Source organism: Streptomyces sp. NPDC059010, from assembly GCF_042740355.1.
Lineage (GTDB): Bacteria > Actinomycetota > Actinomycetes > Streptomycetales > Streptomycetaceae > Streptomyces.
In genome coordinates, this window is sequence record NZ_JBHYJA010000051.1 from 20,265 (window position 1) to 41,987 (window position 21,723).

Genomic DNA, 21,723 nt, shown 5'->3' on the forward strand with positions numbered 1-21,723 from the left:
GCTTCGCCATGCGCTTCCGCAAGATCCACGGCGCGGGAAACGACTTCATCCTGCTCTCCGGCCTCGGACCGGACGACGACACCGAGTGGCCCAAGGAGGCGGAACGTCTGTGTGCCCGGCATACCGGGGTGGGTGCGGACGGCCTGGTCATCAGCAGGCTGGTCAGCGACAGCCCCGCGGTCCTCGACGTCACCTGCTTCAACGCGGACGGCTCGGTCGCGACCATGTGCGGCAACGCCCTGCGGTGTTCCGCCTGGGCCGCCCACCGTGATCACGGCCTTCAGCGGATGAGTCTTCAGATGGCCGGCACTCTGCATGAAGCGGTCGTCTCCGATGACGCCGTGTGGGTTACCGCCGAGGTGGGTGAAGTCCTCCCGCGACGCTTACAGGCCGTCATCAACGGCAGACCGACGTGGTTCGACAGCGCTCACACCGGCACCGAACACGTCGTGGCCATTGTGGATGACATAGAGGCCATCGACGCGGTCATGGCCGGTCGCCTCGTCCGTCATCACACCGACCTTGCCCCGCTGGGGACGAACGTCAACTTCGTCCAGTCCGCCGGCCACCAGGCGCTGAAGATCCGTACCTACGAACGTGGCGTCGAGGCGGAAACTCTGTCGTGCGGAAGTGGAGCGGTCGCAGCCGTGGTCATCGCCACCCTGCGCGGGCTCGTGGCCGCCCGCGCCGTCACCGTCCACAACCGCGCCGGGGAGCCGCTCAGCGTCCGGCCACACGACACCCGGCCGAACCGAACCCACTGGGTCGGCGGCCCAGTCACCCACACCTTCGAAGGGGTACTCGCATGACTCTCTTCCTCAAGACCAGCTCCAACGGATCGCTGCAGAAGGCCGCAGAAGAGCTTCGCGAGTGGGGTCAGAGCCGCCAGGGCCTGGGCGTCGCCCTCGTCTATGGGCCCGTGTCCGCGGAGGACAGGGTCTATCACTCGAAATGCCCCATCGAGCAGCGTTCTGTCACCGCCCTGGCGGAAGCGCTGGAGGAGATCGGCGCTCGTTGGAAGGTGTTGAACCCATGCGAGCTCGACTTCATCGCGGAGCTGGTCGGGTACGACGTGGCGCTCTCCAACTTGCACGGCCCATACGGAGAGGACGGTCGGCTGCAGGGCCTGCTCGAATATCTGCGCGTGCCCTATTGCGGCAGCGGAGTGAGCGCGTCCGTGGTGGCCGCGGACAAGATCCTCTGCAAGCGGGTGATGCTGACCCTCGGCGTCCCTACGCCCGGTTGGCACGTCTGGTCCGGTAGCGGCCCGTTGGCCTGGAACGGGCGTGCCATGATGGTCAAGCCGCCGTTCGGCGGGTCCAGCGTGGGCATGAGCCTCGTACGCGATCCGGCGGACCTGCCCGCCGCTCTCGCGGATGCGGCCGGTGACGAGGGCGGGGAGGTGCTCGTCGAGGAGTACGTTGCGGGCACGCCGATGACGGTGGGTCTCCTGGAACTGCCGGGTGGGTCGGTCGTCGTCTTCCCGCCGCTGGCCACCGAGGCGGTCGAAGCCGACTTCTACGACGCCGATACGAAGCTCGACGTGGATGCCAGGGGTGCCGTCATCGTGCGCGCCGCCGAGTTGGAGCCCGAGGTGCTGGACCAGGTCACCGGGCACGCCCGGACGTTGTGGGAGGGACTCGGGCTGCGCGGTTCAGCACGCATCGACTTCATTCTCGCCGAGGACGGCGTTCCGTACGTGCTGGAGGTCAACAACACGCCGGGCATGTCCCGGGACAGCAACTTCGCGGTGGGGGCAGCGATGGTCGGACTCACGCACACGGACGTCGTGTTGGCGATGCTCCACGAGGCGCTGGCCCGCCCGCCATACGATGGCCCCCTGCCCACTCCCGCGTTCGTCGGCACCACACGGGCTCGGGAGGCTGCCGTCTCGCCGTAGGAGCCCGCCGCTGTGCCGCGCGTCCACGATGTCCCCCTGTGCCGTCAGCTCATCGCCCCCGCCGAGTGGGATCTGCACGGAGGATGGGCACTAGGGGACAGGATCGAGTGGTCCAACCGGGCGTGCGGCCTGGCTTCACTGAGAATGATCCTGCTTGCCTACGGGCGCCAAGCCCCCACGGTCACGGAGCTGCTGAAACTCGCGGTCAAGCATGAGGTGTTGACCCCGCGTGGAGCACTTCACGCGGGGATCGCGCGCCTGGCGACCGACCTCGGCGTCCCCTCGACCGCCGAGCCCGTCCCGGTCCAAGAGCTGGCGAGCCGACTCGACGACGCCCCGCTCATCGTGTCCGTGACCGAGCAGTTCCCCGACGACGGCCGCGCCGGCGGTCACCTCGTCATCCTTCGTGGCTGCGAGGACGGCCCCGACTCGACGATCCACTTCCGGGACCCGTCGGCCTGGGGCCAGACGCACGACCGAGTCTCCCTCAGCCGCATGTCCGCTTCCTACACCGGCCGCGCGATCACCTTCGCGCCCCTCAACCCCAACGGAGAGTCTTGATGACCGAGGCAGACGGCGACACGACCGACACCGCAGGCGGTCGGAGGATCGCCGTATTGGGAGAGATGCTGGAACTGGGCGACAAATCCGTCGAAGCTCACCGCGAGGTCGGACGCATGGCGGCTGAGAACGGAGTCGACCTCGTTGTGGCGGTCGGCGGACATCTCGCCAAGCAGCTCGCCCTCGCGGCCGGTGCAGCTGGCGTGCCGGACATCGCCTTGATCGGTGACAGGGCTACCGCCGCTGCCTACTTGGAGTCCATGCTTCGTCCCGGCGACGTTGTACTCGTGAAGGCATCACGAGGTGGCCAGCTCTGGCAGATCGCCCAAGCACTCACCGGTCAGCCCGTCACGTCCCTGTGAGCCGACTCCAACTTGTTTGCCTTGATCTTTCGAGACGCTTCGCTGGTTCATCTGGCGGGCTGCATCGGTTTGTTGGGCGGAGTGGGGCCCGGCTACCACGTAGGGCGGGTGCTGGGTTCCACGGTTCAGGAGCGGTGGTCCAGGCTTGTCGGGGCTGGTAGATCAGACTTCTGCGGCGACCTGTCCAGGCGACGCGCGGACCCGGCGCCGGCTTCCCGCGTTCGATCTATCGCCATTTCCCCAGCGCCAAGCCGTAGTTGAACGCCCATGCCACGTGAAGATCGACCCGAAGCTAACAACCGGCCGGGCAACCCCGACACCCGCCTCTTCATTCCCAACCGTGCGGGTGACTGGATGGGGGATTCCGCCGAGTGCGGGTCTCTCGCCAGCTTCGCCCGGAGGCCGCATCGAACACGTTCTTGGCCTACGGTGGCCCGCTGGTTCGTCAGGCCGCAGCGTCCGCAGTCCTGGGCTTCGGCGCCCCGACGTGCCCCAGGGCCCGGTCAATCGTGATCTCGATGACCACGCGCTCCGGATCCGGAGCCGGTGTCCGCCCGTACCGCTGCCCGTAGCGCGTCACGGCGTCGTTCACAGCGTTCGGATGTGTGAGGACCTCGGCGGTGCCCTCCAGCGTCGCCCAACGTCCTCCGTCCACTTGACAGACCGCCACGCGTGCCTGCCCGGGCCGTGCCGCCTGAAGGTTGGCGACTTTTCTACTCGATTTGCGAGTGATAACGCGAGCGATGCCGGCTTCGGCGTCCACGGTGACCCCGACCGGTACGACATGCGGACGGCCGTCTGGCCGGAGCGTCGTCAGGGTGCACAGATGGTACTCGGCCCAGAACTCCAGGTAGTCGTCGCCTTGGCTGCTTATCTCGGTACGCATGACCGTGAAGCCTAATCGCGAATGATGTCCAGGTTGTCCGAAAGTGGCTAGGGCCACATCTCGCCCTCGGTCGGGGAGGGGCGGAAAATATGGATCGTATAGCGAACTTTGCCCTATGTATTCACAGTGAAAATATCTCAGATCGATAACGAACTAAGCGCCCCTCGTGATGTCTGGCGTGTTCGCATCAAGTCGCCTGAAGTGCCAGCTCAAGAGCATGATCTCGTCTGGCTGTGGCGATTTGGATCGGTTTGTTTCCCGTGCGTCTCGATGGCTTGCAGGGCTGCTTTCAGTCAGATCCTGCTAGGGGTGTCGCGTAGTGTCCGATGAAGTTCCCGAAGCCTGCCGAGGATGCTCGATGTGGCGCATTGCTCGTTCGCTCTAGCGATTTTTTACGGGGAGTTCTGGGTGCGCATCCCTGCGCTCCCTGGGGCAGGGCGTTCGCGGTCCGGCTCGACTCACCGCCTTCGACTCCCGTGATCACCTCATCTGCTTTGTCGTGCGGCGGGGACTGGACCAGATTCGAAACGGGTGCTGCCATCGCCCGGCTTCGTGGACGAGCCATCCACGGTTGGTACGAAGGGGACTACTGATGGGGTCGGGAACAGACGACCGTGACGCGGCTGTATCCAACGTGCCTGCGAGGGACGGAGTGAGCCGTCGGAGGCTAGGGCGCTGGCGTACGGCTCGGAAGCGGACGGTGGAGCGGGACCTGCACCGTCGGCTGCGGCGAGAGTTGCAGTCCCTCGGCGTGCAGCCACCGCTGGACGTGAAAGAGCTGTGCCGACTGGTTGGCGAGAGGCGGGGGCGTCCGATCGTCCTTCGGCCCTTCCCGCTGGAGAAGCCGGGTCCCTCCGGGCTGTGTGTCGACACCCCGCAGATGGACCTGATCCTCTACCAGCAGGAGACGACACACCTGCATCAGCAGCAGATCATCCTGCACGAGCTCTTCCACATCTTCGTAGCCGAGTGGGAGGAGACGGAGAAGGAGGAGGCGCCGGACGACTTCGTCGAGGGCTGGGCGACTCTGATCCCCGTACTCGACCCGAAGCTCATCCGACGAGTCGCCCGCCGGTGCTCGTACGAAGACGGGGAGGAGTGCCAGGTCGAACTCGCGGCCACGATCATCCTGGAATGGTCGTCGGTGCTCGACCACGTCACCCCGCTGTCCGAGGACCCCTCGGTCCGTCGTGTCCAGGCCGCGCTGGGCGACCGGCGAGGGTGGCTCTGACCCGTGACCGAAGTGATCCTCCTGGGCCTCGTCGCCGCCGTCGTGTGGAAGCTGTACCAGTGGTCGCGGGCGCCCCATGACGCGCCGCTTCGTTCCGTCACGCTCTGCCTGCTGAGTGCCGCGCTGTCCTATCCGCTGGCCATGCCCGGCGGTGCCTCGGGCGTCGATACCGTGGCCGGACACGGCACCGCGAAACTGATCCAGAACGTGCTGCTCCTGCTCACGGTCTACTTCCTCATGTGCTTCTACCTGTACTCGGCCGACGAACGGGCCGGGCGGCTCCGCGCCAGGCGGGAAGCGCTCGCCGTGGCCGTAGTGGCGGTCGCGATCACGGTCGCCGCGCTGTCGGTTCCGCACGAGGTGTTCGCCGGTTCCTTCAGCACGGCGGACATGACGATCCCGCAGATCGCCTTCTTCTACGGTGGCGCCGGCCTGTACCTCATGTACGCCCTCGGCGTCGCCGGCCGCTGGACGCACCGCTACGCCCGCATGTCGGGACGCCCGCATGCCACAGGCCTGTGGATGGCCGCCATCGGTCTCGGCGTGATGGCCGTGGCCTGCGCTGTCCGCGCCGTCTTCGTCGTCATCCGGTGGAGCGGCGGGACCGTGCCGCAGGCGCTCATGACGGGCGTCGCGTTCTTGCTGGTGGTGTCCATCCTGCTGTTCTTCGTAGGGGTCACCTATCCGGGGGCCCGCGCGAGGATCACGGCGGTGCGGCTCTGGCTGCGGCGTCGCCGTGACCACCGTCGGCTGGCTCCGCTGTGGCAGTTGCTCGCCGAGGCCTGTCCCGAGAACGTGTTGAGACCCGCTTCCTCCGGGCTGTGGGACCGGTGGCGGGCGCGTGGCGTGCACCGTCGTTACCACCGACGGATAGTGGAGTGTCGCGACGGACTGGTCGATGTCAGCCCGTACCTGGCCGATACGTCGGAGGAGACGGAAGTGCTCGACCTCCCCCCGGCCGTGTTGGCGGCTCGCCTTCGGCACGCCGTGGACACGATCGGAAAGGGCGAACTCGCGCCTCGTTCGGCGGTACCGCTGGCGGTGCCCAAGGAGGACAACCGGGAAGCAGACGTACGCCAGCTGATCGCCGTGTCGGACGCACTGCGGCTGTCCGCCTGACCACCGAAGCCAAGGAGAAACCAGATGCTCATCACCGCCGGCCGAGTCCTCGTCGGCTCCGGGACGTACCTGGACGACGGCGCCGTCCTCATCGAGGGTGACTCGATCACAGCGGTGGGACCACGTGCGCTGATCGCGGAGCAGGCGGACACTGGCACGGCGCATCTCGCGTTCCCCGACGGAACAGTCGTGCCCGGGCTCATCGACGCACATGTCCACCTCGCGTTCGACGGAGGCGCGGACCCCGTGGCCGCGCTCCACGAGTCCAGCGACGAGACGCTGCTGCAGGACATGCGACGCCGTGCGGAGCAGCTCCTGCGCAGCGGCGTGACGACGGTCCGAGACCTCGGAGACCGCAACGGCCTCTCCCTGCGCCTGGACGAGGAGATCGCCCGCGGCGGCACACCGGGCCCCCGGATCGTCTCGGCGGGGACGCCCGCCACCCCGCCCGGCGGTCACTGCCACTTCCTCGGAGGCGAGGTCTCCGGCGTGAGTGAGGTCCGCGACCTCGTACGGCGCAACGTCGCGGCGGGTGTCGGCGTGATCAAGGCGATGGTCACCGGAGGCGGCCTGACCAAGGACGGGCCGAAGAGCTGGCAGAGCCAGTTCACCCCGGAAGAACTCCAGGCCCTGGTGGATGAGGCCCACGAGGCCGGTCTGCCGGTGGCCGCCCACGCGCACGGCACGGACGGCATCACCGCGGCCGTGGAAGCAGGCGTCGACACCATCGAGCACTGCACGTGGATGACGAACGACGGCTTCGACCTCCGTCAGGACGTCCTGAAGCAGATCATCGACCGGGACATCGCCGTCTGCCCCGCCGTCAGCCCCCACTGGCAGATGCTTCCCCGCTTCTTCGGCGAGGAGCGGGCGGCAGCCATGTTCGATCTCGTACAGCAGATGGCTGAGGCCGGCGCCAAGCTCATCGCCGGCACCGACGCCGGAGTCCAGCGCGCGGGGTTCGACGGACTGGTCCCCGCCCTCTCCTTCTACGCACACCTGGGCCTGCCGAACGGCAGGATCCTCGACATGGCGACCACCGACGCTGCCGACGCGCTCGGGCTGGGTGAGTCGACGGGCCGGATCGCCCCGGGGTTCCGCGCGGACCTGCTCGTGATCGACGGCGATCCCCTGGAGGATCTCGGAGTTCTGAAGACGGTGCGGACCGTGGTCGCTGCCGGTCGTCTCTACGAGCCGGGCGGGCCGGCGGAACAGCAGTAGCCGTACGTCCTGTCCGCAGGCCGTCAGCGGTGGGCAGGCGCTACTCGTTCGCGTCCGTTTCTTTCTCCTCCAGCTCAGCCACCAGCTCGTTGATGAGCCCCAGAGCCTTCGGCGACAGGCCCTGCGGGCCCAGGCCACGAGCCTTGACCCGGCTCACGGCCCCCTTCTTCGCGGCGGCCAGGAGCTGGAGGCCCTCATAGACCTGAGCGGCCACGGCGTCGTCCGGCTCGAAGTACATCCGCGAGACGCCGACGACGTCGGCCAGTGCGTCCAGGACCTCAGGGGAAGCGGTCTCGGCGGCGCCCGTGCGGAGATCCCGGAACTCCTCCTCGGTGAGGATCCGCGCCCCGGCGCTGGTGTTCACCGCGTTCGCCATCTCCGCATCGGACGGCGGCCCCGGAGGACTGGGATACGTACTGTCCAGCAGTAGAGCGATCTTCTCGATCAGCGATTCGGGAGCGGCGTCAGAGGCCGGCGCCCCCTTCGCCTCCGACGCTGCCGGTTCCTCGGCCGGAATGCCCTGTGCCTTGGCGATCGACCGGTCTTCCGCGCGCCGCAGCCCGACCTCGCTGACCCCGTAGGCCGCCGCCAGGGCCGGGACGTACTTGTCCTTGAGCCGCCGCTCACCGCGCTCGGCCCCCGCCACCGGGCCGGCGCTCTTGGTTCCGATCAGCGCGGCCGTCTCGTACTGGTAGTAGCCGGCATCGCACCGCAGATCAGTCAGGTCCGGCGGCCCGGACCGAGGGAACAGATCGTCTACATCGCGGCCGAGAGCACGAGCCAGCGCGGGTAGCTTCTCAGGGTCTGGAGTCTGCGCACCGTTCTCCCAACTGGCGACCGCCGAGTCGGACACGCCCAGGGCCTCGCCCACGGCAACCTGCGAGATCTCCGCAGCCCGTCGCACCGTACGCAGACGGCCGCGGTCGAAGTGACGAGCAGACATGGGGCCTCGTTTTTTATACAAGCTGGGGATCATCCAGCGCGTTGACTTTTTCTCCAGTCGGGAATAGCTTCAGCTTAGCGAAGAACGGGCGCGGTTGCATACCTGCTCGATCTTGGTGTTCGCGTCCTGTCGAGGCTCTCGGGCTGAGGGCGGGTGCGAGGGGAGTGCAACCGCGTCGTCCAATGTGTGGGGCTCTCACCGTGGGAATCGGCGTCAGCGAGTTCGTCTCTCAGGCGCTGGAGGTTTCGCGGCGTCGTCCCGCAAGGGTGCGGAGTCGCGGTGCGGTCACTTCTTGTCCTTGAACCGGTACGCGCGGGTGGCTGTCGCGTGAGGAGTGTCGTGTGTCTCTGCTTCATCGAACGGCCGTTGGTGATGCCGTCCGGCTCGAATGCCGAGGCTCTCGCGGATTCAGCTGTGAGTTAGTGGCACGCACCCATTGAGCCTCGCGGGCCGTGGCGAGTTGGAAGCCAGACTCGGGACGGGAGTCGGGCTGTGGTGTGCGTCTTTGGCACCCACCGGCCCAGCGATATATGTCGAGTTGGCGTCGAACCCGCCCAGCTCCCGCTATCCGCTGGAGTGTTGACCGCCGTCTGCATATGTTGCTGCTCCCTCGGCGGAATCGCCGAACCCGAACCTCTCAAGGGAGAAACGCAAAACCGCATCCAACGTCAAGTCCGTGGTTTCCAAGGGGAAATGACACGGCGCCCAGGAGTTAGCAGCTCCCGGGCGCCAAGCCCGCCACCCCTGAGGGCGCGGATTCACAACCGGGGCGAGTCGGCTGGCCTTTTCGACGAGAACGGCCGTCCCACCCCACCTACGAGTGAGGAATTCTCCCATGCCCGCGTCCCGAAGCGGAAGGGCACTCGCTGCCCAGCACGCCCAGGCCGTCGAATCCGCTGACGGCACCCGCCAGGACCGCCTGGCCGCCCTCTTGGCGGACATGGTGCCCGGCGCCCGCGTCATCCGTGTGTCGCAGCACCAGCCCAGCCAGACCTGGCCGAGCCCCTACACCCGCGCGTACGACGAGCGGGGGCAGCCGATCCCCCTCAACCGGACCCAGCGCGGGGCCACCGCCCGCTGGGTGATCCGAGCCTTCCCCGAGGCGAACTGGGGCGAGGCGCACGACCTCGACCTCACCACCGGGACCCTGCGTCCCACTGCCAATGCCTGTGCAACTTCGGACGGGGGCAGCTGACCCGTGGCCCGGATCCGAACGATCAAGCCCGAGGCCTTCGCGTCCGAGTCGCTCGCGGCGGTCTCCCTCGCTGCGGAGCGGACCTTCTTCGGCCTCCTCACCCAGGCCGACGACCACGGTCGTTTCCGCGACCAGCCCGCCGTGATCACCGGACAGCTGTGGTCGCTGCGCCCGGAGCACGGCCCCGTGGACGTCGAGGACGACCTGACCCAGCTCGCCGCCGCCCACCTGATCTGCCGCTACGAAGGCGATGACGGCAAGCGGTACCTGCACATCGTCACCTGGCGCCAGCACCAGAAGATCAACCGGCCCAGCGGCGTCCGCTTCCCGGCCTGCCCGCACCACGACGTTGAGCAGCCCACTGCGGGTGCACCGCGAACTCACGGAGACGGCACTGAGCCCTCCGTGAAGACTCACGGAGGGCTCAGTGAGGGCTCACGCGCCCCGCGCGAGATCCCTGATCTGCACAAAACCGCAGCTCAGAGCGCACTCCGTGAGCCTTCACGGAGTGGTCATGGAGGACTCAGTGAGCCCTCGATGAGCCCTCACGGTCCGGATCTAGGACCTAGGAACTTGGATCTAGGAACTACTTCTCCTTCTGGGGGCGCAGGCGCCCCCGCGCCGGAGACCGCCTCGACCCAGCAGCTCATGGCCGAGTACGCCGCTGCCTGTGCCCATCGCCCGCCCAGCGGCGTGCTCGGTCACCTCGGACGGGAGACCGCCAAGCTCCTCGCGGAGGGCATCGATCCGGACCACATCCGGGCCGGTCTGGCCCGTCACCGGGCGAAGGGGCTGCACCCGAGCACGCTGCCGAGCCTGGTCCACGAGGCCATGAACGCCACCCCCACCAATTTGGTGCGGACGGAATCGCGGCCTAACGTGCCCGCTCACCGGGCCTGGGCCAACCCCACCGACCCTGCCGCCGCCTACGCCGAGGAGCTGTGATGCGCGACCACGACGCCCAGCCCATCGGCGGCATCGCCCGACGCCTCGCCGCCATCCTCACCTCACGGGGCATCGACCCGGCCGTGCAACTCACCGACCCGGTCGAGCCGATCCCCGCCCTCCAGGCGGCACAGGCTCGCATCCCGGCCCGCTACCAGGCCGCCGTCGCCGACCACCCAGCCGTCGCCGCCTGGGTCCGCGACATCGCCGAGGCAGGCCGACCCGGACCCGAGGGAGCCCCGGGCATCGCGCAGGGCCGCTCGCTGCTGATCGTCGGCACCACCGGCACCGGCAAGACTCACCAGGCGTACGGCGCGATCCGCTCGTTGCTCATCGCCGGAGTTCGGCTGCGCTGGAAGGCGACCACGGCCGCCGACCTGTACGCCGAACTGCGACCCCGCCCCGGGCACGACGGCGAGCGGGAGCTGATGGACCTCGCCCGCTGCCCGCTGCTGATCATCGACGACCTCGGCGCGGCCAAGAACAGCGAGTGGACCGAGGAGATCACGATGCGGCTGATCAACCGCCGCTACAACGAGATGCTCCCGACGCTGATCACCACCAACCTCGGCATGGCCGACCTGCGTCAGCACATCGGCGACCGGGTCGCCTCCCGGCTGACCGAGATGAGCGACAAGGTCATCCTCGACGGCCCCGACCGCAGACGTGCCCTCGCAGCCGAGCGACGCCGCATCGCCGCTGGCTGATCGCCACGACTGGCTGCCACCGTTTCCGCCCCCTTCACGCACCAACCCCTGGGACGCGCCTGCCCAAAACGCGCCCGGGGCGACCGGAGACCCCACATGCACAGCACCGAGAACCAGACGCCGCGCACCCTCGGCAGCCTCACCTGGCACGACAGCGCCGCCTGCCGCTCGACGCCCCACCACCAGGTCGACCCGGACATCTTCTTCCCCGAGCCCGACGAGATGGACCGCATCCGCGCCGCCAAGGCCCTGTGCGCGCAGTGCCTCGTTCGCACCACCTGCCTGGACGCGGCCCTCGAAAACCGCGACCACGACGGCATCCGGGGCGGCATGACCGAGGAGGAACGCCACCCCCTGCACCGCAAGCTCCACCGTCGCGCCGACTCCGCCCGGGTGAACGACGTACTGGCCGGCCGCGACATCCACCTCACCCAGGCTGAGCGCACTGCCCTCGTCATAGCCGCCTATCACGCCGAGATACCGGCCGGAGACCTCGCCCGGATGCTCAAGATCACCGAGGCGCACGCCAAGAAGCTCTACCGTCGCACCCGCCGGGAGATCCAGCACCGAGCCGTTGACCAGGAGAAGGCGAACCAGACCAAGGAGAAGTCCAAGGCCAGCCCCACCAAGGAGCTCAAGGCACCCGCAGCCGAGACCCCCGCACGCGACGACCTCGGGACGGCGGCGTGAGCCACAGCGTGCCAACACCGGCGCGGATCACCGCCTGGGACCGAGCCGCGATCGTCGCGCTCGGCGGTGCCGGGTGCGCGCTCTCGTACGACGCCCTGCAGCAGATGGCCACCGCCATCCACGTCCGAGGCCCCCTCACGTTCCTCTTCCCCCTGGTGATCGACGGCTTCATCGCCTATGGAGTCCGCGCCCTCCTGGTCCTGCGCACCGCCCCCTTCGCCGCCCGCCTCTACGTGTGGATGCTGTTCGGCACAGCGACCACCGCCAGCATCTGGGCCAACGCTCTGCACGCAGTACGCCTGAACCAGCAGCACCCCGGAGGCGGCGGACTCCGACTCGGCGATGTCACCGTCGGAGCCCTGTCCACCCTCGCCCCGCTCGCCCTGGCCGGAGCCGTCCACCTGTATATCCTCATCGCCCGCCGGGTCACCGAGGCCGGTCACCACGGACACCCGGACACCCTCGCCGTCCGCACTGACCGGATCACCGCTGACCGGCCGGAGACCCCACGGGTGGCGGACGGATACCGGCCGTCGGTTCCGGTCACCTCCCGACACTCGACCCCGCTCTCCAAGCCGGAGAGCGGCCGTCCGGCGGTCACCTCCGGCCCGGACGCACCGCGAACGGCTGACCGGGAGGAACCGTCCGGACACTCGGAGAGCGTCCCGGAGCCGGAGCCCAAGCACGGCGGAGACGCCGCTGACCTGGGCGGACACCCGGTCAGCAGACCTGCTCCGGTCACCCGGCTGCGGCTCGCCGCCCCCAAGGCCTCCGAGCCGGAGACCAGCCCGGACACCGCCTCGGTGACCACGGACACCGGCGGCCCGGACACCGCCGCGTCGGCGGACACTCTCCTGCCGATCGCCCGCCAGGCGGTCGCCGACGCGGGCAAGGTCACCCGCGAGGTCGTCGCGGACGCCATCCGCGGACAGGGCAAAACGCTGGCCAACGACCGGCTGACCGCCCTGATGCAACAACTCCGTGCCGAGACCGGCCAAGAGTCGGCCACCCAGACCGGCTGACCGGCCGACCCGGACGAGGGGGCGGCCAACGGCCGCAGCCGGGCCGCCCGCTCGTACCCGACCAACTCTCCTTCACGCACCGGAGACACACATTGCGCACCACACCCACCACCCCGGCCGAAGCCGACGCCTGGATCACCGTGCTACGGCGGTACGGCCACCTGCACCACGCCGAACCCGGCCCGGACGGCACCTGGACCGTCCAGCGAACCCCCACCAGCACGCCCCGAACCCTGCACCACCCGGTCCTTGCGCTCGACTTCGTCGCCGAGATCCTCCGCGACGTGCGCCGTACGAAGGCACAGACTCCCTGATGGCACGGTCTGAATCGCCCGAAACCACCTCTGACCTGCGGCAAGGTGACTGCCCGGCACGAGGCCGAGCAAGCTGTAGCTTCCGAAACTCCTCCGCTGCCACGGGCCGCGGAGGAGTTTCGGAAGCGCATGCCCCCGCCCCGGGAGAGGCGGCGGAAGCCCGGCACCAGGGGGCGCCGGGCTCGGAGGCTACGACCGAGGGCGGATCGCAGCCTGGAGAAGAACCGAACCCGCACGCCGCCCCGCGTACGCGCCCTCGCCTGCGCCAGAGCGTGCACCGCGACCAAGTCCGCAGCGTCCGACTGACCTCCGACGAACTCGAGTTGGTGAAGCGCGCTGCGGAAGCCGTCGGCCTGAAGACCGCCGGGTTCCTTGCCGACGCCGCGGTTGCGGTCGCCCAGGCCCAAGGCGGCCCCCAGCCTTGGCTGTTGGACCAGCGCGGCCGGGTCGAAGAACTGATGGCCGCCAGCGCACAGCTCGCCCGCGCCGGCAACAACCTCAACCAGGTGGCCCGCATCCTCAACTCTGGCGGTCAGGCGGAGTACGCGGACGACGCTGTCGCGCGTGTCCTTCGAGCCGCGGACCGGGTCGAGGCCGCCGCGATCGAGATCGCACGGCGCTGAGAGTGGTCCCCGACATCTCCACCGGCAGCCGCACGTACGGACTCCTCAACTACCTCTACGGACCGGGCCGCCGCGAAGAACACACAGACCCGCACCTCGTCGCATCCTGGATGCCCGAACTCGCCCCCGACCCCGGACGCGACCCGGCCGCCACCCTCAAGCAACTCACCGACCGGCTCGACCTCCCCGTCCTCGCCCTTCCGAAGGACCGGCGCCCGGCCCGGCACGTCTGGCACTGCCCCGTCCGCACCGCCCCCGGCGACCGCCACCTCACCGACACCGAATGGGCCGAAGTCGCCCGCCGCATCGTCCACGCCACCGGCATCGCCGAATACGGCGACGACAAGGCCTGCCGGTGGATCGCCGTACGCCACGCCGACGACCACATCCACCTCGTCGCCACCCTCAAGCGCGAAGACGGACGCAGCCCCCGCCGCCACGAAGACGGCATCCGTGCGCAGGCCGAATGCCGCAAGATCGAGAAGGAGTTCGGCCTGCAGATCCTCAACGGCGGCGACCGCACCGCCGCCCAGCGCCCTACCAGCGCCGAACGCTCCAAGGCCGAGCGAACCGGCCGGACCGAGACCTCCCGCGAGACCCTGCGAGAGAGCGTCCGCCACGCGCTGGCCGGAGTCGCCAGCGAGGAAGAGTTCTTCCACCGCCTCGCCGAGGCCGGCCTACGGGTCGAACAGCGCATCGCCCCGTCCGGCGACACCCTCGGATACAAGGTCGCTCTCCCCGGCGACCGCAACCGCGACGGCGAACCCATCTGGTTCTCCGGCTCCAAACTCGCCCCGGACCTCTCCCTCCCCAGGATCCGCCAGCGCCTGGAGGCCGGTCGCCCCGATGACGATCCCGTTGCCGACCATGGTGATGAGCGAGTCCTTCGCCCGGCCCCTGCCCGACGCCAGGCGCTTCCGGTCGCCGAACGGGCGGCAACGATCCTCGATGGGGACGACGACGAAGACTCCGCCGCCCAACTCGTCGGCGTCGGAGAACTCCTCGACGCCATCGCCCACACCGCCCCAGCCTCGACCCGCGGGGAACTCGCCGAGGCCGCCCGCGCCTTCGAACGCGCCACCCGCTCCCACATCCGTGCCGAGCGCGCCGACAACCGCGCCATCCGCTCCGCCGCCCGCGGCATCATCCGCGCCGGCAACGCCCTCGGCAAAGGCGAAGACGGCGGCGCCACCGCGATGGTCCTGTCCACGATGGTCCTCGTCACCATCGCCGCCGCCCGTTGGCACTCCGCCCGCGGCCACGCCCAACAGGCAGCCGCCGCCCAACGAGCAGCACAACACCTGCGCAACGCCTACCGATCGGCCGCCGCTGCCCCCATGAACGCGATGCGCGAGCAGGGCCGGCTCCTCCCCGAACCCGTTCGAGAGCGGTATGCCGGCACTCTCGAAGCCGCCCTGCCCGAGCAGTCCGACTCCGTACGCGGCGAACCCGGCTGGGACGCACTCGCCGCCACCCTGGACCAGGCCGAGCGCGCAGGCTACGACCCCGACGCCCTGCTCCAACAAGCCGTCGAATGGCGCGAACTGGAAACCGCCGACAGCCTCACCGACGTCCTCGTCTGGCGGCTACGACGCATCGCCAACCTGTCCGCCACCATGGCACCACCGCGTGCACGCACGGACACTCGGGCGACGCAATCGCGCCCTCACCCGGTTCCGCCACCGGCACCCGAGGCGCTGGCCGTGACCCACCGTACGGAGCCTCACACCCGAGGACCAAGGCGCTGAGCAGCGCAAAGAGCTGGACATCGACGGCCGGCGCCTGTTAGGGCTGGTTGATATGGAGAAGGAGACAATGCAGGTACTCGACGAAGGCCTCCACCCTCAGAGAACCGTTCTGCCGAAGACGGCCCTCGGCGACGATCCGCTGCGGCGCCTCCAGGAGGAGATGCAACTCGGCGACGGCACCATCGGTCTCCGCGCCACCACCCACCCCGAGGAAATCGTCCTCACCGGGATCCCGGTGATGTGCTCGCAGTGCGGCGCCCGGCGCGACTGGATGGTCATCTGCGACCGCACCGAGATCAGCATCCGCTGCCGCTGCGCACACCAGTGGATCGAGCGCGAACTGACCCGCGCGGACTACGAGGCGATGATCGACGTCGGAGGGCAGGACTATCCGAGCCTGGAGGCCGCGGCCCAGGCCACGGGTTACGACGGCACGCTCGCCGGCATCTATCTGACCGAGCCCAGGTCCGAATAGGTCCTGAGGCGCACCGTAGATGATGTCCGGTGGTGCGCGCACCAGGCTCATAAGGCTCCCTGCGAACCACCGGGTCTCGCTTCTGCTTGCACCTCAAGTAGGCCTGGACGCAGGAACAATGGGCCAATGGACGCTGGACTCGCCGCTCTGCTCGGTGCCGCCGAAGGCTCACTCGCCACCCTCGGCTCCGCTATGGTCACCGGGCGCGCGGCGGCGCGCTCGCAGTTCGTCCAGTGGCGTCGGCAGCACCGCCGCGACGCCTACGCGAACTACCTGGGCGCGGTGTACGACCGCGATGTCGCTCTCGACGCAGTGCGTGACGCGCTACGGGCGGACCGGCCGGACCTGAGGGACGTCGACCAGAGGATGGAACACTTCGTCGCCCTGACCCGCGACGTCCACCGGGCAGCCGAACTCGTCATCCTGGAAGGACCGCATTCCGTGGTAGAGGCGCTTTACGGGGTGGTCCGCGCGGCCGCGGACCTCGCCGAGGTCGTGCGGCGGATGGTGCATGACGCTCATGCGTAAGCCACCTCCCGCAAGGCCGAGGACACGGCGCTCGCCGCTGAGCGGGAGCACTTGCTCTACCAGGCCGTGAAGGGACTTCGCACGGTAGCCGCCGACGTCCTGGGTGACAGCGGGATACGCCTCTAACAGCCGCGCTCGTGGGCACACCAGCGGTCGGCAGTAAGTCGGCACTCGGCCGTCCGACACAGGGCTGCGATGGCCCAACGCCACGAGGGCTGCCCCCAATTGTGGGGGGCAGCCCTCGGAAGTTCGCGGCGAACGGCTCGTCAGCGGCTGGCCAGGTGGTTGGCCAGGTGCAGCGCGTCGGTGGCGACTGACAGCGCAGTGTGAAGCCCAATGACTTCGTGAAGAGTGGGGTGCACGACCGTGGTCCAGTCGCCATGGAGGTCCGGCCAGCTGGCGAGGAGGACCTCCGCCGAGGCCAGACGGAGGCGAGCGGTCACATCCATTCCGCCTCCGAGGCCGGGCTCCCAGCTGAGCAGAATGGAGCCGGGATGGAGATGCTCGGGCTTCAGGCCGCTTATCCACACCGTGTGGATCGGCTGGGCGGGATGAGGCGGCACGCAGCGGACGAGAGCGCCGCGCACCGACCGTGGCATGGGGCGACGGACCAGGTCACTGAGGAGCAGGTGGTGCGAGGAGCCGGAGGAGTTGTTCGGCGGCGCAGCGGGCCGTGTCCGCGCGTGGCACGTCATACGTCGGCCCAGTCCAGCTGATTGCGGACGGCGGGCGGCAGCACGCCCTCCTGGCCGTTCTCAGCGATGTAGACGGCTCCGGCCGCCCCGGTGATCTCCATGGTGCGGCCGATGCGGTGGGCGTAGGGCCAGTCGGGATTGACGGCGAGGTACACAGGCAGGTCGGGGTCGAAGGTCTGGAGCTGGTGAACCAGCTGGCCAACGGTGATCTCGTAGGGCAAGGCGGTCTCCTGGGCGATGAGAGTGCGGAGCGGGTGTCACACGCAGGTGCAGTAGCGGGATGGGAAGGTGATCAGAGCGGCGAGGAATCCGGCGAAGGCGTGTGCCGGAGTATGCGGTCAGAAGGTCTGGCGCCAGGCCCTGGTGCCGCTGTTGTCCGTGACATGGATGTGCCACAGCTCGCCGCGTGCTGCCTCCCGGCTTTCGGGGAGAAAGCCCACGTACACGCGTCGGTCGGGGCTGGAGCAGTGGACGTTGCGGTCCAGGTCGGCGACGACGTCCCATCCCTGGTTCTTTAGGAGGTCGGTCACGGGCCGGGCGCAGTGGCATTCGAGAAGCCACTCACGCTCGCCGCGGGCGGGCGGAGGAAGCTCGGCGAGAGGCCGGAATATGGCTGTGGTGGTGAGCGTCACGAACAGAGAAACCTTCTTTGACCTGCGGTTTTTCCGGGCCCCCGTACGTTGACATGGTCGAGGACGAGGTCTCCAGTCGTTGCCCGCGGTGTGCGTCTGCCGTGGGCGAACTGGCCACGGATGCGGCGACTGATGTCCGTGCAACACGGAATTAAACGGTCGTCCGCTCAGCTGGTGCGGGAGCGGCCGCTTGAGTGGCTGGATGGAGAGAAGGGGAAGAGCAGGCTTGAGTAGCGAGGAGATTCGCGAGCACGACGAGGCTGTCGACGACGTCGAGGCGGCGTCGTTGGGCCGGTCCCGGATGGCTGATGGGCGGCGGATCGAGCTGAGCGTAGAGGAACTGGTGCGGCTGGTGGATGCCGAGGCCGACGGACCGCTCTGAGCGTACGGAGGTTCGGGCCCCTGGTCCGCTCGAACGCACGATTCGCACATCTTCTGCGAGTCTTGCCGGACCCGCTATCGGGCGATGCACTTGGCTTGTACGAAGGCGGGAGATCTGATGATTAAGGAAGAGCGCCACGCGATCCTCACCCCGGAAGAGATCGCGGATGCCCGTGCCCAGGCCGACCGTGCGATCCGTACCGTGGGCATTCCCTCTGAGTTGATCGCACAGCTCAGACCAATCCTTGCCCCCGCCGCTGAACGCCTTGCGGCAGAGCAAGTTGAGCGTGAACGGGCGGCTAGAACAGGGGCGCGGCATGATGACTCGCGGACACCTCACCGGGCCCAGTCGTACGGACCGAGCACAGGCCAATGACGCCTGAGGAACGAAAGGCGCACATCCGGAACCTCGTGGACAACGCGCCGTTGCCACCCCCAGAGGACATTGCCCGGCTGCGCGCCCTGCTCCGGCTGTGGGAGCGGCCCCGCACTGAGCGAACTGCTCATGCGCGGGTCACCGCGAGCGATGCCGACGAAGGCCGCTCGAAGTCCAGCAACGGCCCGACTCTCGATGAGATCCGCTCCTGGCCCGCTACCGTGAGCGTCCCCAAGGCCGCGACCGCGCTCGGCGGGTCTAGTAGCCACCTTCACGCACTGATCAAACGGGGTGAGTCGCCGGTCAAACTCGTGCCCCTCGGAGGCCGTCACCGCGTGATCACTGCTTCGCTGGTGCGTTTGCTCGAAGGAGGCTGACTGGGCGCGGACCATGCGGTGCATGGGGTGGCCGAACTCGACGGTGAGGGCCATGGCCCCGGGCGGGCAGCTGCGGACGGGTCTGATGGGACAGTCGAGTGCATTTCCGGTCACGTGGTTTGCCCTTTGGGCTACGTCGGTTATCGACGCCGGAAGGCGCGGGCCGGAAGAACGGCGCTGGGGCCGGATGCTGTCGCCGGCATCGGAGCACGCACCATGGCTCGGGGAACGGTCGTGCGAGCGCGGGCGGCAGCGGCTCGGCGGATATCCAGGGGAGTCGGCACCGGCGGTGTGACCGGAATGATGTTGGCCGCCCCGCGGTTGCGGGACGGGACTTCGAGCGCGTACCGCAGCACGGGTGCCGGGTCGGCAAGGCGTGCGGTGGCCGCCGCGATCAGCTGGATGGGCGTGCGGGAGGTGAAGGAGGCGTACCAGCGTGAGCTGTAACCGTCTTGGCCACCCCACAGAAGCCATCGGTGCGTGTCGGAGTACAGCTCAGCCTGCGAGTCGGGGAGCCGGCGCGAGTAGGTGAGACCGGCGAGTTGGTCGGGGGCGGTGCACACGGTCGCGGACCACGTGTCCGTGCGTTTCCACCCTGCTTGTGCCAGGGGGTTCAGGGCTTGGTCGACCGGGTGGGCCGTACCGGACAGGTGGGCGTCCGGTCCCTTCGTGTAACTGGTGACGAGGGCAGTGGTGAAGGCGGTCACCAACTCGGTGGGGGTGGGAGTGTCGAAGGTAGCCATCCAGCGCGGAGGAGCAAAAGGATCGGCGTGGGCGGCGATTTTCCATAGCGTGTTGTCCGGCCCCTCGGGCAGATAGCCGAGGCGGATGTGCCGCTGTGGGGAGGAGACATACGCATTCCCCAACTCGTCGTTGTGGAGGGCGAAGCCGTGGTCCAGGAGGGGTGCGAGGGCGGGGTCGCCGGTAACGGTGCAGCCGGCGAGGTAGAGCGGGGAGACGTACAGGTCCCCGTCGGGTATGGAGGTCGGCACGGTGGACTCCAAGGCTGAGGGGGAGAGTTAGCGCTGCCGCCGGGAGCCGACGTGCGTGGTGAGCCTGGTCGGGGCGGACGGCGGCGGAGGTGCGTGCCTCGCCTGGGCGTGGGTGCTGCGGGCGAGTGCCGCTGCGGTCCGGGGGCTGGGACTGGCCGTGTCTGGGCGGGTGATCGAGACCATGGAGCGGTGGCGGTCGGGGATATGGTCCAGGACGCGTGGGACAGGGGCGGGGTTCGTGAACGCCGCGGTGGAGGCCGTGATGAGGTGCTGCGGGGTGTACTGGCTGAAGAAGGCTTGCCAGTTCGGCGTGTACACCGGGTCGGCGCCGGCGGACATGCGCCACGTCGACTTCTTGGGTGTGAGCAGCTCGTCGTACTCGTGGAGCCAGCCGACGCGCATCTGATAGGTGGCGTGGCCGTCCGGGGAGACCATGCGGAACGGCCGGGAGCCGTGTACGGGCTCCCACCGGTGTCGCGCGATCAGGTGTGCGGGGCTGGTGCCCGTGTAGTGCTGTCCGCCGCTCAGGTAGTCGGCGAAGTTGTTGTGGAGTCCGTCGACGAGGGTCCCGGTGAAGGCGGTCACGATCTCGTGGGGCGTGTTCCGGTCGAACGTGGTGATCCAGTCGGGGACGCCGAGCGGGTCCTCGGCGAAGGAGATGGTCCAGCCGCCGTAGAAGCTCTCCACGGCGTTGGCGATGCGAACGCGCTGGCACGGACTGGTGTAGTACGTGTCGGTGCCGAAGGCGATGGTCTTGGTCCAACCGGGAGCGAGATCAAGGGTGTTGAAGATGTTGCGGCTGCCGCCGGGGCCGGCGAGGTAGCCGGGACTGACCAGGACATTCGAATGCGGGTCGAGGGCGAGAGGAACCGGGTTGGGCATGAGCGGGCCTTCGGGCGGTGGGGCACGGGCCGTTGAGCGGCTCGTTTGGGGGCACGTGGGCGCGGTCGCGCGGCGGGATCTGGCCGTGGGTATTGGAATCACCGGGTCCGGGATGGGTGGGAGAGTGCGGTGACGTACGCCGGGACGTGCGGCTGAGGCGCGGAGGCGTGGGAGAAGAGCTCGGAAGAAGCCGCGGGACTGCGGCTCGTGGCCGCGCTCGCCCGTACGGTCCGCTGAGCTGTCGCGACGTGCTGGTCCGGGGGAGTCGTTGCGGGGTGTGCCTTGCGGGCGAATTCCGCGAGTGCGGCGTACACCGGTGTGAGTCCGCGTGCCGCGGTGGTCAGGGTGTATTCAGAGCCTCGGTCGGCGATGGGGCTGGTGCGGGTGATGAGCTGGTGGTCCTGGAGCTGCGTGATGCGGTAGTGGGAGGAGCCGGTGGCGAGCCCGGCTTCGTTTCGCAGCGCACCGCGAGGAAGGGGGCCGTGCTGGGCGAGGGCGTGGAGGAGGGGGATCGTGCCTTTCCCACGCAGCCGGCCGAGGGCGACTTCCACCCGCTCCGGCTGTTCGCGCTCCGGCTCCGCGAGCGGCTCGGGGAATTCGGCGAGGTGGGTACGGTGCCAGGCCGCGAGCGCTCGGTGGACGTGGTGCGCGTCGCGGCCGAGTGGTGTGAGGTCGTACACCCCGGCCTGCGGCCGGTCCAGGAGGCCGCTCGCCTGCATGCGCCGCGCGATCTGGGCCATGGCGTGGACGCCTACCCATGGGAGCGCGGAGTTGATGTCGGCCAGGCGCATGGGGCCGTGCTGCCGGATGGTCTGCAGGGTCCAGGTGGTCCAACGCGGCGAGAGGCGGGCGACGGCCTGGTCGACGAGGGCGGTGTGCCGGGTGGGTGCAGTGGTGAGGTCGGGCACGGTCGTGTTC

General features: G+C 68.9%; 27 protein-coding genes. 19 read left to right on the forward strand and 8 right to left on the reverse strand.

Annotation, left to right across the window (positions count from 1 at the left end; genetic code table 11):
* The first annotated feature begins 8 nt into the window (after positions 1–8).
* The 4 genes from dapF to ACFWYS_RS38545 are packed head-to-tail and all read left to right on the forward strand — an operon-like array spanning position 9 to position 2,823.
* Positions 9–809: a diaminopimelate epimerase gene (gene dapF, locus ACFWYS_RS38530; protein WP_384779657.1), complete on the forward strand. Its 801-nt coding sequence runs from the start codon at positions 9–11 to the stop codon at positions 807–809.
* Positions 806–1,900, forward strand: a complete 1,095-nt coding sequence (locus tag ACFWYS_RS38535; protein ID WP_384779660.1) for an ATP-grasp domain-containing protein — start codon at positions 806–808, stop codon at positions 1,898–1,900. The genes dapF and ACFWYS_RS38535 overlap by 4 nt, the downstream gene beginning before the upstream one ends.
* Positions 1,901–1,912: 12 nt before the next feature.
* A complete protein-coding gene (locus ACFWYS_RS38540; protein WP_384779663.1) occupies positions 1,913–2,461 on the forward strand; it encodes a C39 family peptidase in 549 nt (182 codons plus the stop codon).
* Positions 2,461–2,823 carry a glutamate ligase domain-containing protein gene (locus tag ACFWYS_RS38545; RefSeq protein WP_384779666.1) on the forward strand — a complete coding sequence of 121 codons (363 nt, stop codon included), beginning with the start codon at positions 2,461–2,463 and terminating at the stop codon, positions 2,821–2,823. Before ACFWYS_RS38540 ends, ACFWYS_RS38545 begins: the two co-directional genes overlap by 1 nt.
* A gap of 445 nt (positions 2,824–3,268) precedes the next feature.
* Here the strand turns inward: ACFWYS_RS38545 and ACFWYS_RS38550 are convergent, their stop codons facing one another.
* On the reverse strand, positions 3,269–3,709 hold the full coding sequence (locus ACFWYS_RS38550) for a pyridoxamine 5'-phosphate oxidase family protein (RefSeq protein WP_384779669.1): 441 nt from the start codon (positions 3,707–3,709) through the stop codon (positions 3,269–3,271).
* Positions 3,710–4,409: 700 nt separating this feature from the next.
* Between ACFWYS_RS38550 and ACFWYS_RS38555 the strand changes: the two genes are divergently transcribed.
* Genes ACFWYS_RS38555 through ACFWYS_RS38565 form a run of 3 tightly spaced genes read left to right on the forward strand, consistent with a single transcriptional unit; the run spans position 4,410 to position 7,280 of the window.
* Positions 4,410–4,940: a hypothetical protein gene (locus tag ACFWYS_RS38555; protein WP_384779671.1), complete on the forward strand. Its 531-nt coding sequence runs from the start codon at positions 4,410–4,412 to the stop codon at positions 4,938–4,940.
* A gap of 3 nt (positions 4,941–4,943) precedes the next feature.
* Entirely contained in the window at positions 4,944–6,059 is a 1,116-nt protein-coding gene (locus tag ACFWYS_RS38560; RefSeq protein WP_384779674.1) for an MAB_1171c family putative transporter, read from the forward strand.
* A gap of 24 nt (positions 6,060–6,083) precedes the next feature.
* Positions 6,084–7,280, forward strand: a complete 1,197-nt coding sequence (locus ACFWYS_RS38565) for an amidohydrolase family protein (RefSeq protein WP_384779677.1) — start codon at positions 6,084–6,086, stop codon at positions 7,278–7,280.
* Between the two features lie 40 nt (positions 7,281–7,320).
* On the opposite strand, the gene ACFWYS_RS38570 is transcribed toward ACFWYS_RS38565, so the two are convergent.
* A complete protein-coding gene (locus tag ACFWYS_RS38570) occupies positions 7,321–8,223 on the reverse strand; it encodes a helix-turn-helix transcriptional regulator (RefSeq protein ID WP_384779680.1) in 903 nt (300 codons plus the stop codon).
* 835 nt (positions 8,224–9,058) lie between these two features.
* Here ACFWYS_RS38570 and ACFWYS_RS38575 point away from each other — a divergent pair.
* The 10 genes from ACFWYS_RS38575 (at position 9,059) to ACFWYS_RS38620 (ending at position 16,470) form a co-directional block, all read left to right on the forward strand.
* Entirely contained in the window at positions 9,059–9,418 is a 360-nt protein-coding gene (locus tag ACFWYS_RS38575) for a hypothetical protein (protein WP_384779683.1), read from the forward strand.
* Between the two features lie 3 nt (positions 9,419–9,421).
* Complete coding sequence (locus tag ACFWYS_RS38580; RefSeq protein ID WP_384779686.1) at positions 9,422–10,363, forward strand: hypothetical protein; 942 nt, start codon at positions 9,422–9,424, stop codon at positions 10,361–10,363.
* A complete protein-coding gene (locus ACFWYS_RS38585; RefSeq protein WP_384779689.1) occupies positions 10,363–11,070 on the forward strand; it encodes an ATP-binding protein in 708 nt (235 codons plus the stop codon). Before ACFWYS_RS38580 ends, ACFWYS_RS38585 begins: the two co-directional genes overlap by 1 nt.
* A gap of 96 nt (positions 11,071–11,166) precedes the next feature.
* A complete protein-coding gene (locus ACFWYS_RS38590) occupies positions 11,167–11,760 on the forward strand; it encodes a WhiB family transcriptional regulator (RefSeq protein ID WP_384779692.1) in 594 nt (197 codons plus the stop codon).
* Positions 11,757–12,782 (forward strand): DUF2637 domain-containing protein, encoded by a 1,026-nt coding sequence (locus ACFWYS_RS38595; RefSeq protein ID WP_384779695.1) that lies wholly within the window; start codon positions 11,757–11,759, stop codon positions 12,780–12,782. Before ACFWYS_RS38590 ends, ACFWYS_RS38595 begins: the two co-directional genes overlap by 4 nt.
* Positions 12,783–12,874: 92 nt before the next feature.
* Complete coding sequence (locus ACFWYS_RS38600; RefSeq protein WP_384779698.1) at positions 12,875–13,096, forward strand: hypothetical protein; 222 nt, start codon at positions 12,875–12,877, stop codon at positions 13,094–13,096.
* 272 nt (positions 13,097–13,368) lie between these two features.
* A complete protein-coding gene (locus ACFWYS_RS38605; RefSeq protein ID WP_384779701.1) occupies positions 13,369–13,719 on the forward strand; it encodes a plasmid mobilization protein in 351 nt (116 codons plus the stop codon).
* 2 nt (positions 13,720–13,721) lie between these two features.
* The gene (locus tag ACFWYS_RS38610; RefSeq protein WP_384779705.1) at positions 13,722–15,467 is read left to right on the forward strand and encodes a relaxase/mobilization nuclease domain-containing protein; all 1,746 of its coding nucleotides are present in this window, start codon (positions 13,722–13,724) and stop codon (positions 15,465–15,467) included.
* A 67-nt stretch (positions 15,468–15,534) separates the two neighbouring features.
* A complete protein-coding gene (locus tag ACFWYS_RS38615) occupies positions 15,535–15,942 on the forward strand; it encodes a hypothetical protein (RefSeq protein WP_384779708.1) in 408 nt (135 codons plus the stop codon).
* A gap of 126 nt (positions 15,943–16,068) precedes the next feature.
* Positions 16,069–16,470, forward strand: coding sequence for a proline dehydrogenase (locus ACFWYS_RS38620; protein ID WP_384779711.1), 402 nt, complete (start codon positions 16,069–16,071; stop codon positions 16,468–16,470).
* Between the two features lie 266 nt (positions 16,471–16,736).
* Here the strand turns inward: ACFWYS_RS38620 and ACFWYS_RS38625 are convergent, their stop codons facing one another.
* The 3 genes from ACFWYS_RS38625 to ACFWYS_RS38635 form a co-directional block, all read right to left on the reverse strand.
* Positions 16,737–17,165 carry an esterase gene (locus ACFWYS_RS38625; RefSeq protein ID WP_384779714.1) on the reverse strand — a complete coding sequence of 143 codons (429 nt, stop codon included), beginning with the start codon at positions 17,163–17,165 and terminating at the stop codon, positions 16,737–16,739.
* Positions 17,162–17,386, reverse strand: coding sequence for a hypothetical protein (locus ACFWYS_RS38630; RefSeq protein WP_384779717.1), 225 nt, complete (start codon positions 17,384–17,386; stop codon positions 17,162–17,164). Before ACFWYS_RS38630 ends, ACFWYS_RS38625 begins: the two co-directional genes overlap by 4 nt.
* Before the next feature lie 117 nt (positions 17,387–17,503).
* The gene (locus tag ACFWYS_RS38635) at positions 17,504–17,797 is read right to left on the reverse strand and encodes a DUF317 domain-containing protein (RefSeq protein ID WP_384779720.1); all 294 of its coding nucleotides are present in this window, start codon (positions 17,795–17,797) and stop codon (positions 17,504–17,506) included.
* A 226-nt stretch (positions 17,798–18,023) separates the two neighbouring features.
* Between ACFWYS_RS38635 and ACFWYS_RS38640 the strand changes: the two genes are divergently transcribed.
* Together ACFWYS_RS38640 and ACFWYS_RS38645 are read left to right on the forward strand one after the other, a co-directional pair.
* Positions 18,024–18,179: a hypothetical protein gene (locus tag ACFWYS_RS38640; RefSeq protein WP_384779724.1), complete on the forward strand. Its 156-nt coding sequence runs from the start codon at positions 18,024–18,026 to the stop codon at positions 18,177–18,179.
* A gap of 371 nt (positions 18,180–18,550) precedes the next feature.
* A complete protein-coding gene (locus ACFWYS_RS38645; protein ID WP_384779727.1) occupies positions 18,551–18,931 on the forward strand; it encodes a hypothetical protein in 381 nt (126 codons plus the stop codon).
* Between the two features lie 140 nt (positions 18,932–19,071).
* Here ACFWYS_RS38645 and ACFWYS_RS38650 read toward each other — a convergent pair whose 3' ends face one another.
* From ACFWYS_RS38650 to ACFWYS_RS38660, 3 genes are all read right to left on the reverse strand, one after another.
* Entirely contained in the window at positions 19,072–19,923 is an 852-nt protein-coding gene (locus tag ACFWYS_RS38650) for a DUF317 domain-containing protein (protein ID WP_384779730.1), read from the reverse strand.
* A 27-nt stretch (positions 19,924–19,950) separates the two neighbouring features.
* Positions 19,951–20,805 carry a DUF317 domain-containing protein gene (locus ACFWYS_RS38655; RefSeq protein ID WP_384779733.1) on the reverse strand — a complete coding sequence of 285 codons (855 nt, stop codon included), beginning with the start codon at positions 20,803–20,805 and terminating at the stop codon, positions 19,951–19,953.
* Between the two features lie 98 nt (positions 20,806–20,903).
* Entirely contained in the window at positions 20,904–21,713 is an 810-nt protein-coding gene (locus ACFWYS_RS38660) for a winged helix-turn-helix transcriptional regulator (RefSeq protein WP_384779736.1), read from the reverse strand.
* Between the last annotated feature and the right edge of the window lie 10 nt (positions 21,714–21,723).

What these genes read in the sequence shown, in the direction of transcription:
- dapF (WP_384779657.1), top strand. Translation starts at nt 9, where the DNA reads ATGCGCTTCCGCAAGATCCACGGCGCGGGAAACGACTTCATCCTGCTC.
- ACFWYS_RS38535 (WP_384779660.1), top strand. Translation starts at nt 806, where the DNA reads ATGACTCTCTTCCTCAAGACCAGCTCCAACGGATCGCTGCAGAAGGCC.
- ACFWYS_RS38545 (WP_384779666.1), top strand. Translation starts at nt 2,461, where the DNA reads ATGACCGAGGCAGACGGCGACACGACCGACACCGCAGGCGGTCGGAGG.
- ACFWYS_RS38550 (WP_384779669.1), bottom strand. Translation starts at nt 3,709, where the DNA reads ATGCGTACCGAGATAAGCAGCCAAGGCGACGACTACCTGGAGTTCTGG.
- ACFWYS_RS38565 (WP_384779677.1), top strand. Translation starts at nt 6,084, where the DNA reads ATGCTCATCACCGCCGGCCGAGTCCTCGTCGGCTCCGGGACGTACCTG.
- ACFWYS_RS38570 (WP_384779680.1), bottom strand. Translation starts at nt 8,223, where the DNA reads ATGTCTGCTCGTCACTTCGACCGCGGCCGTCTGCGTACGGTGCGACGG.
- ACFWYS_RS38575 (WP_384779683.1), top strand. Translation starts at nt 9,059, where the DNA reads ATGCCCGCGTCCCGAAGCGGAAGGGCACTCGCTGCCCAGCACGCCCAG.
- ACFWYS_RS38585 (WP_384779689.1), top strand. Translation starts at nt 10,363, where the DNA reads ATGCGCGACCACGACGCCCAGCCCATCGGCGGCATCGCCCGACGCCTC.
- ACFWYS_RS38590 (WP_384779692.1), top strand. Translation starts at nt 11,167, where the DNA reads ATGCACAGCACCGAGAACCAGACGCCGCGCACCCTCGGCAGCCTCACC.
- ACFWYS_RS38615 (WP_384779708.1), top strand. Translation starts at nt 15,535, where the DNA reads ATGCAGGTACTCGACGAAGGCCTCCACCCTCAGAGAACCGTTCTGCCG.
- ACFWYS_RS38620 (WP_384779711.1), top strand. Translation starts at nt 16,069, where the DNA reads ATGGACGCTGGACTCGCCGCTCTGCTCGGTGCCGCCGAAGGCTCACTC.
- ACFWYS_RS38625 (WP_384779714.1), bottom strand. Translation starts at nt 17,165, where the DNA reads ATGACGTGCCACGCGCGGACACGGCCCGCTGCGCCGCCGAACAACTCC.
- ACFWYS_RS38645 (WP_384779727.1), top strand. Translation starts at nt 18,551, where the DNA reads ATGACGCCTGAGGAACGAAAGGCGCACATCCGGAACCTCGTGGACAAC.
- ACFWYS_RS38655 (WP_384779733.1), bottom strand. Translation starts at nt 20,805, where the DNA reads ATGCCCAACCCGGTTCCTCTCGCCCTCGACCCGCATTCGAATGTCCTG.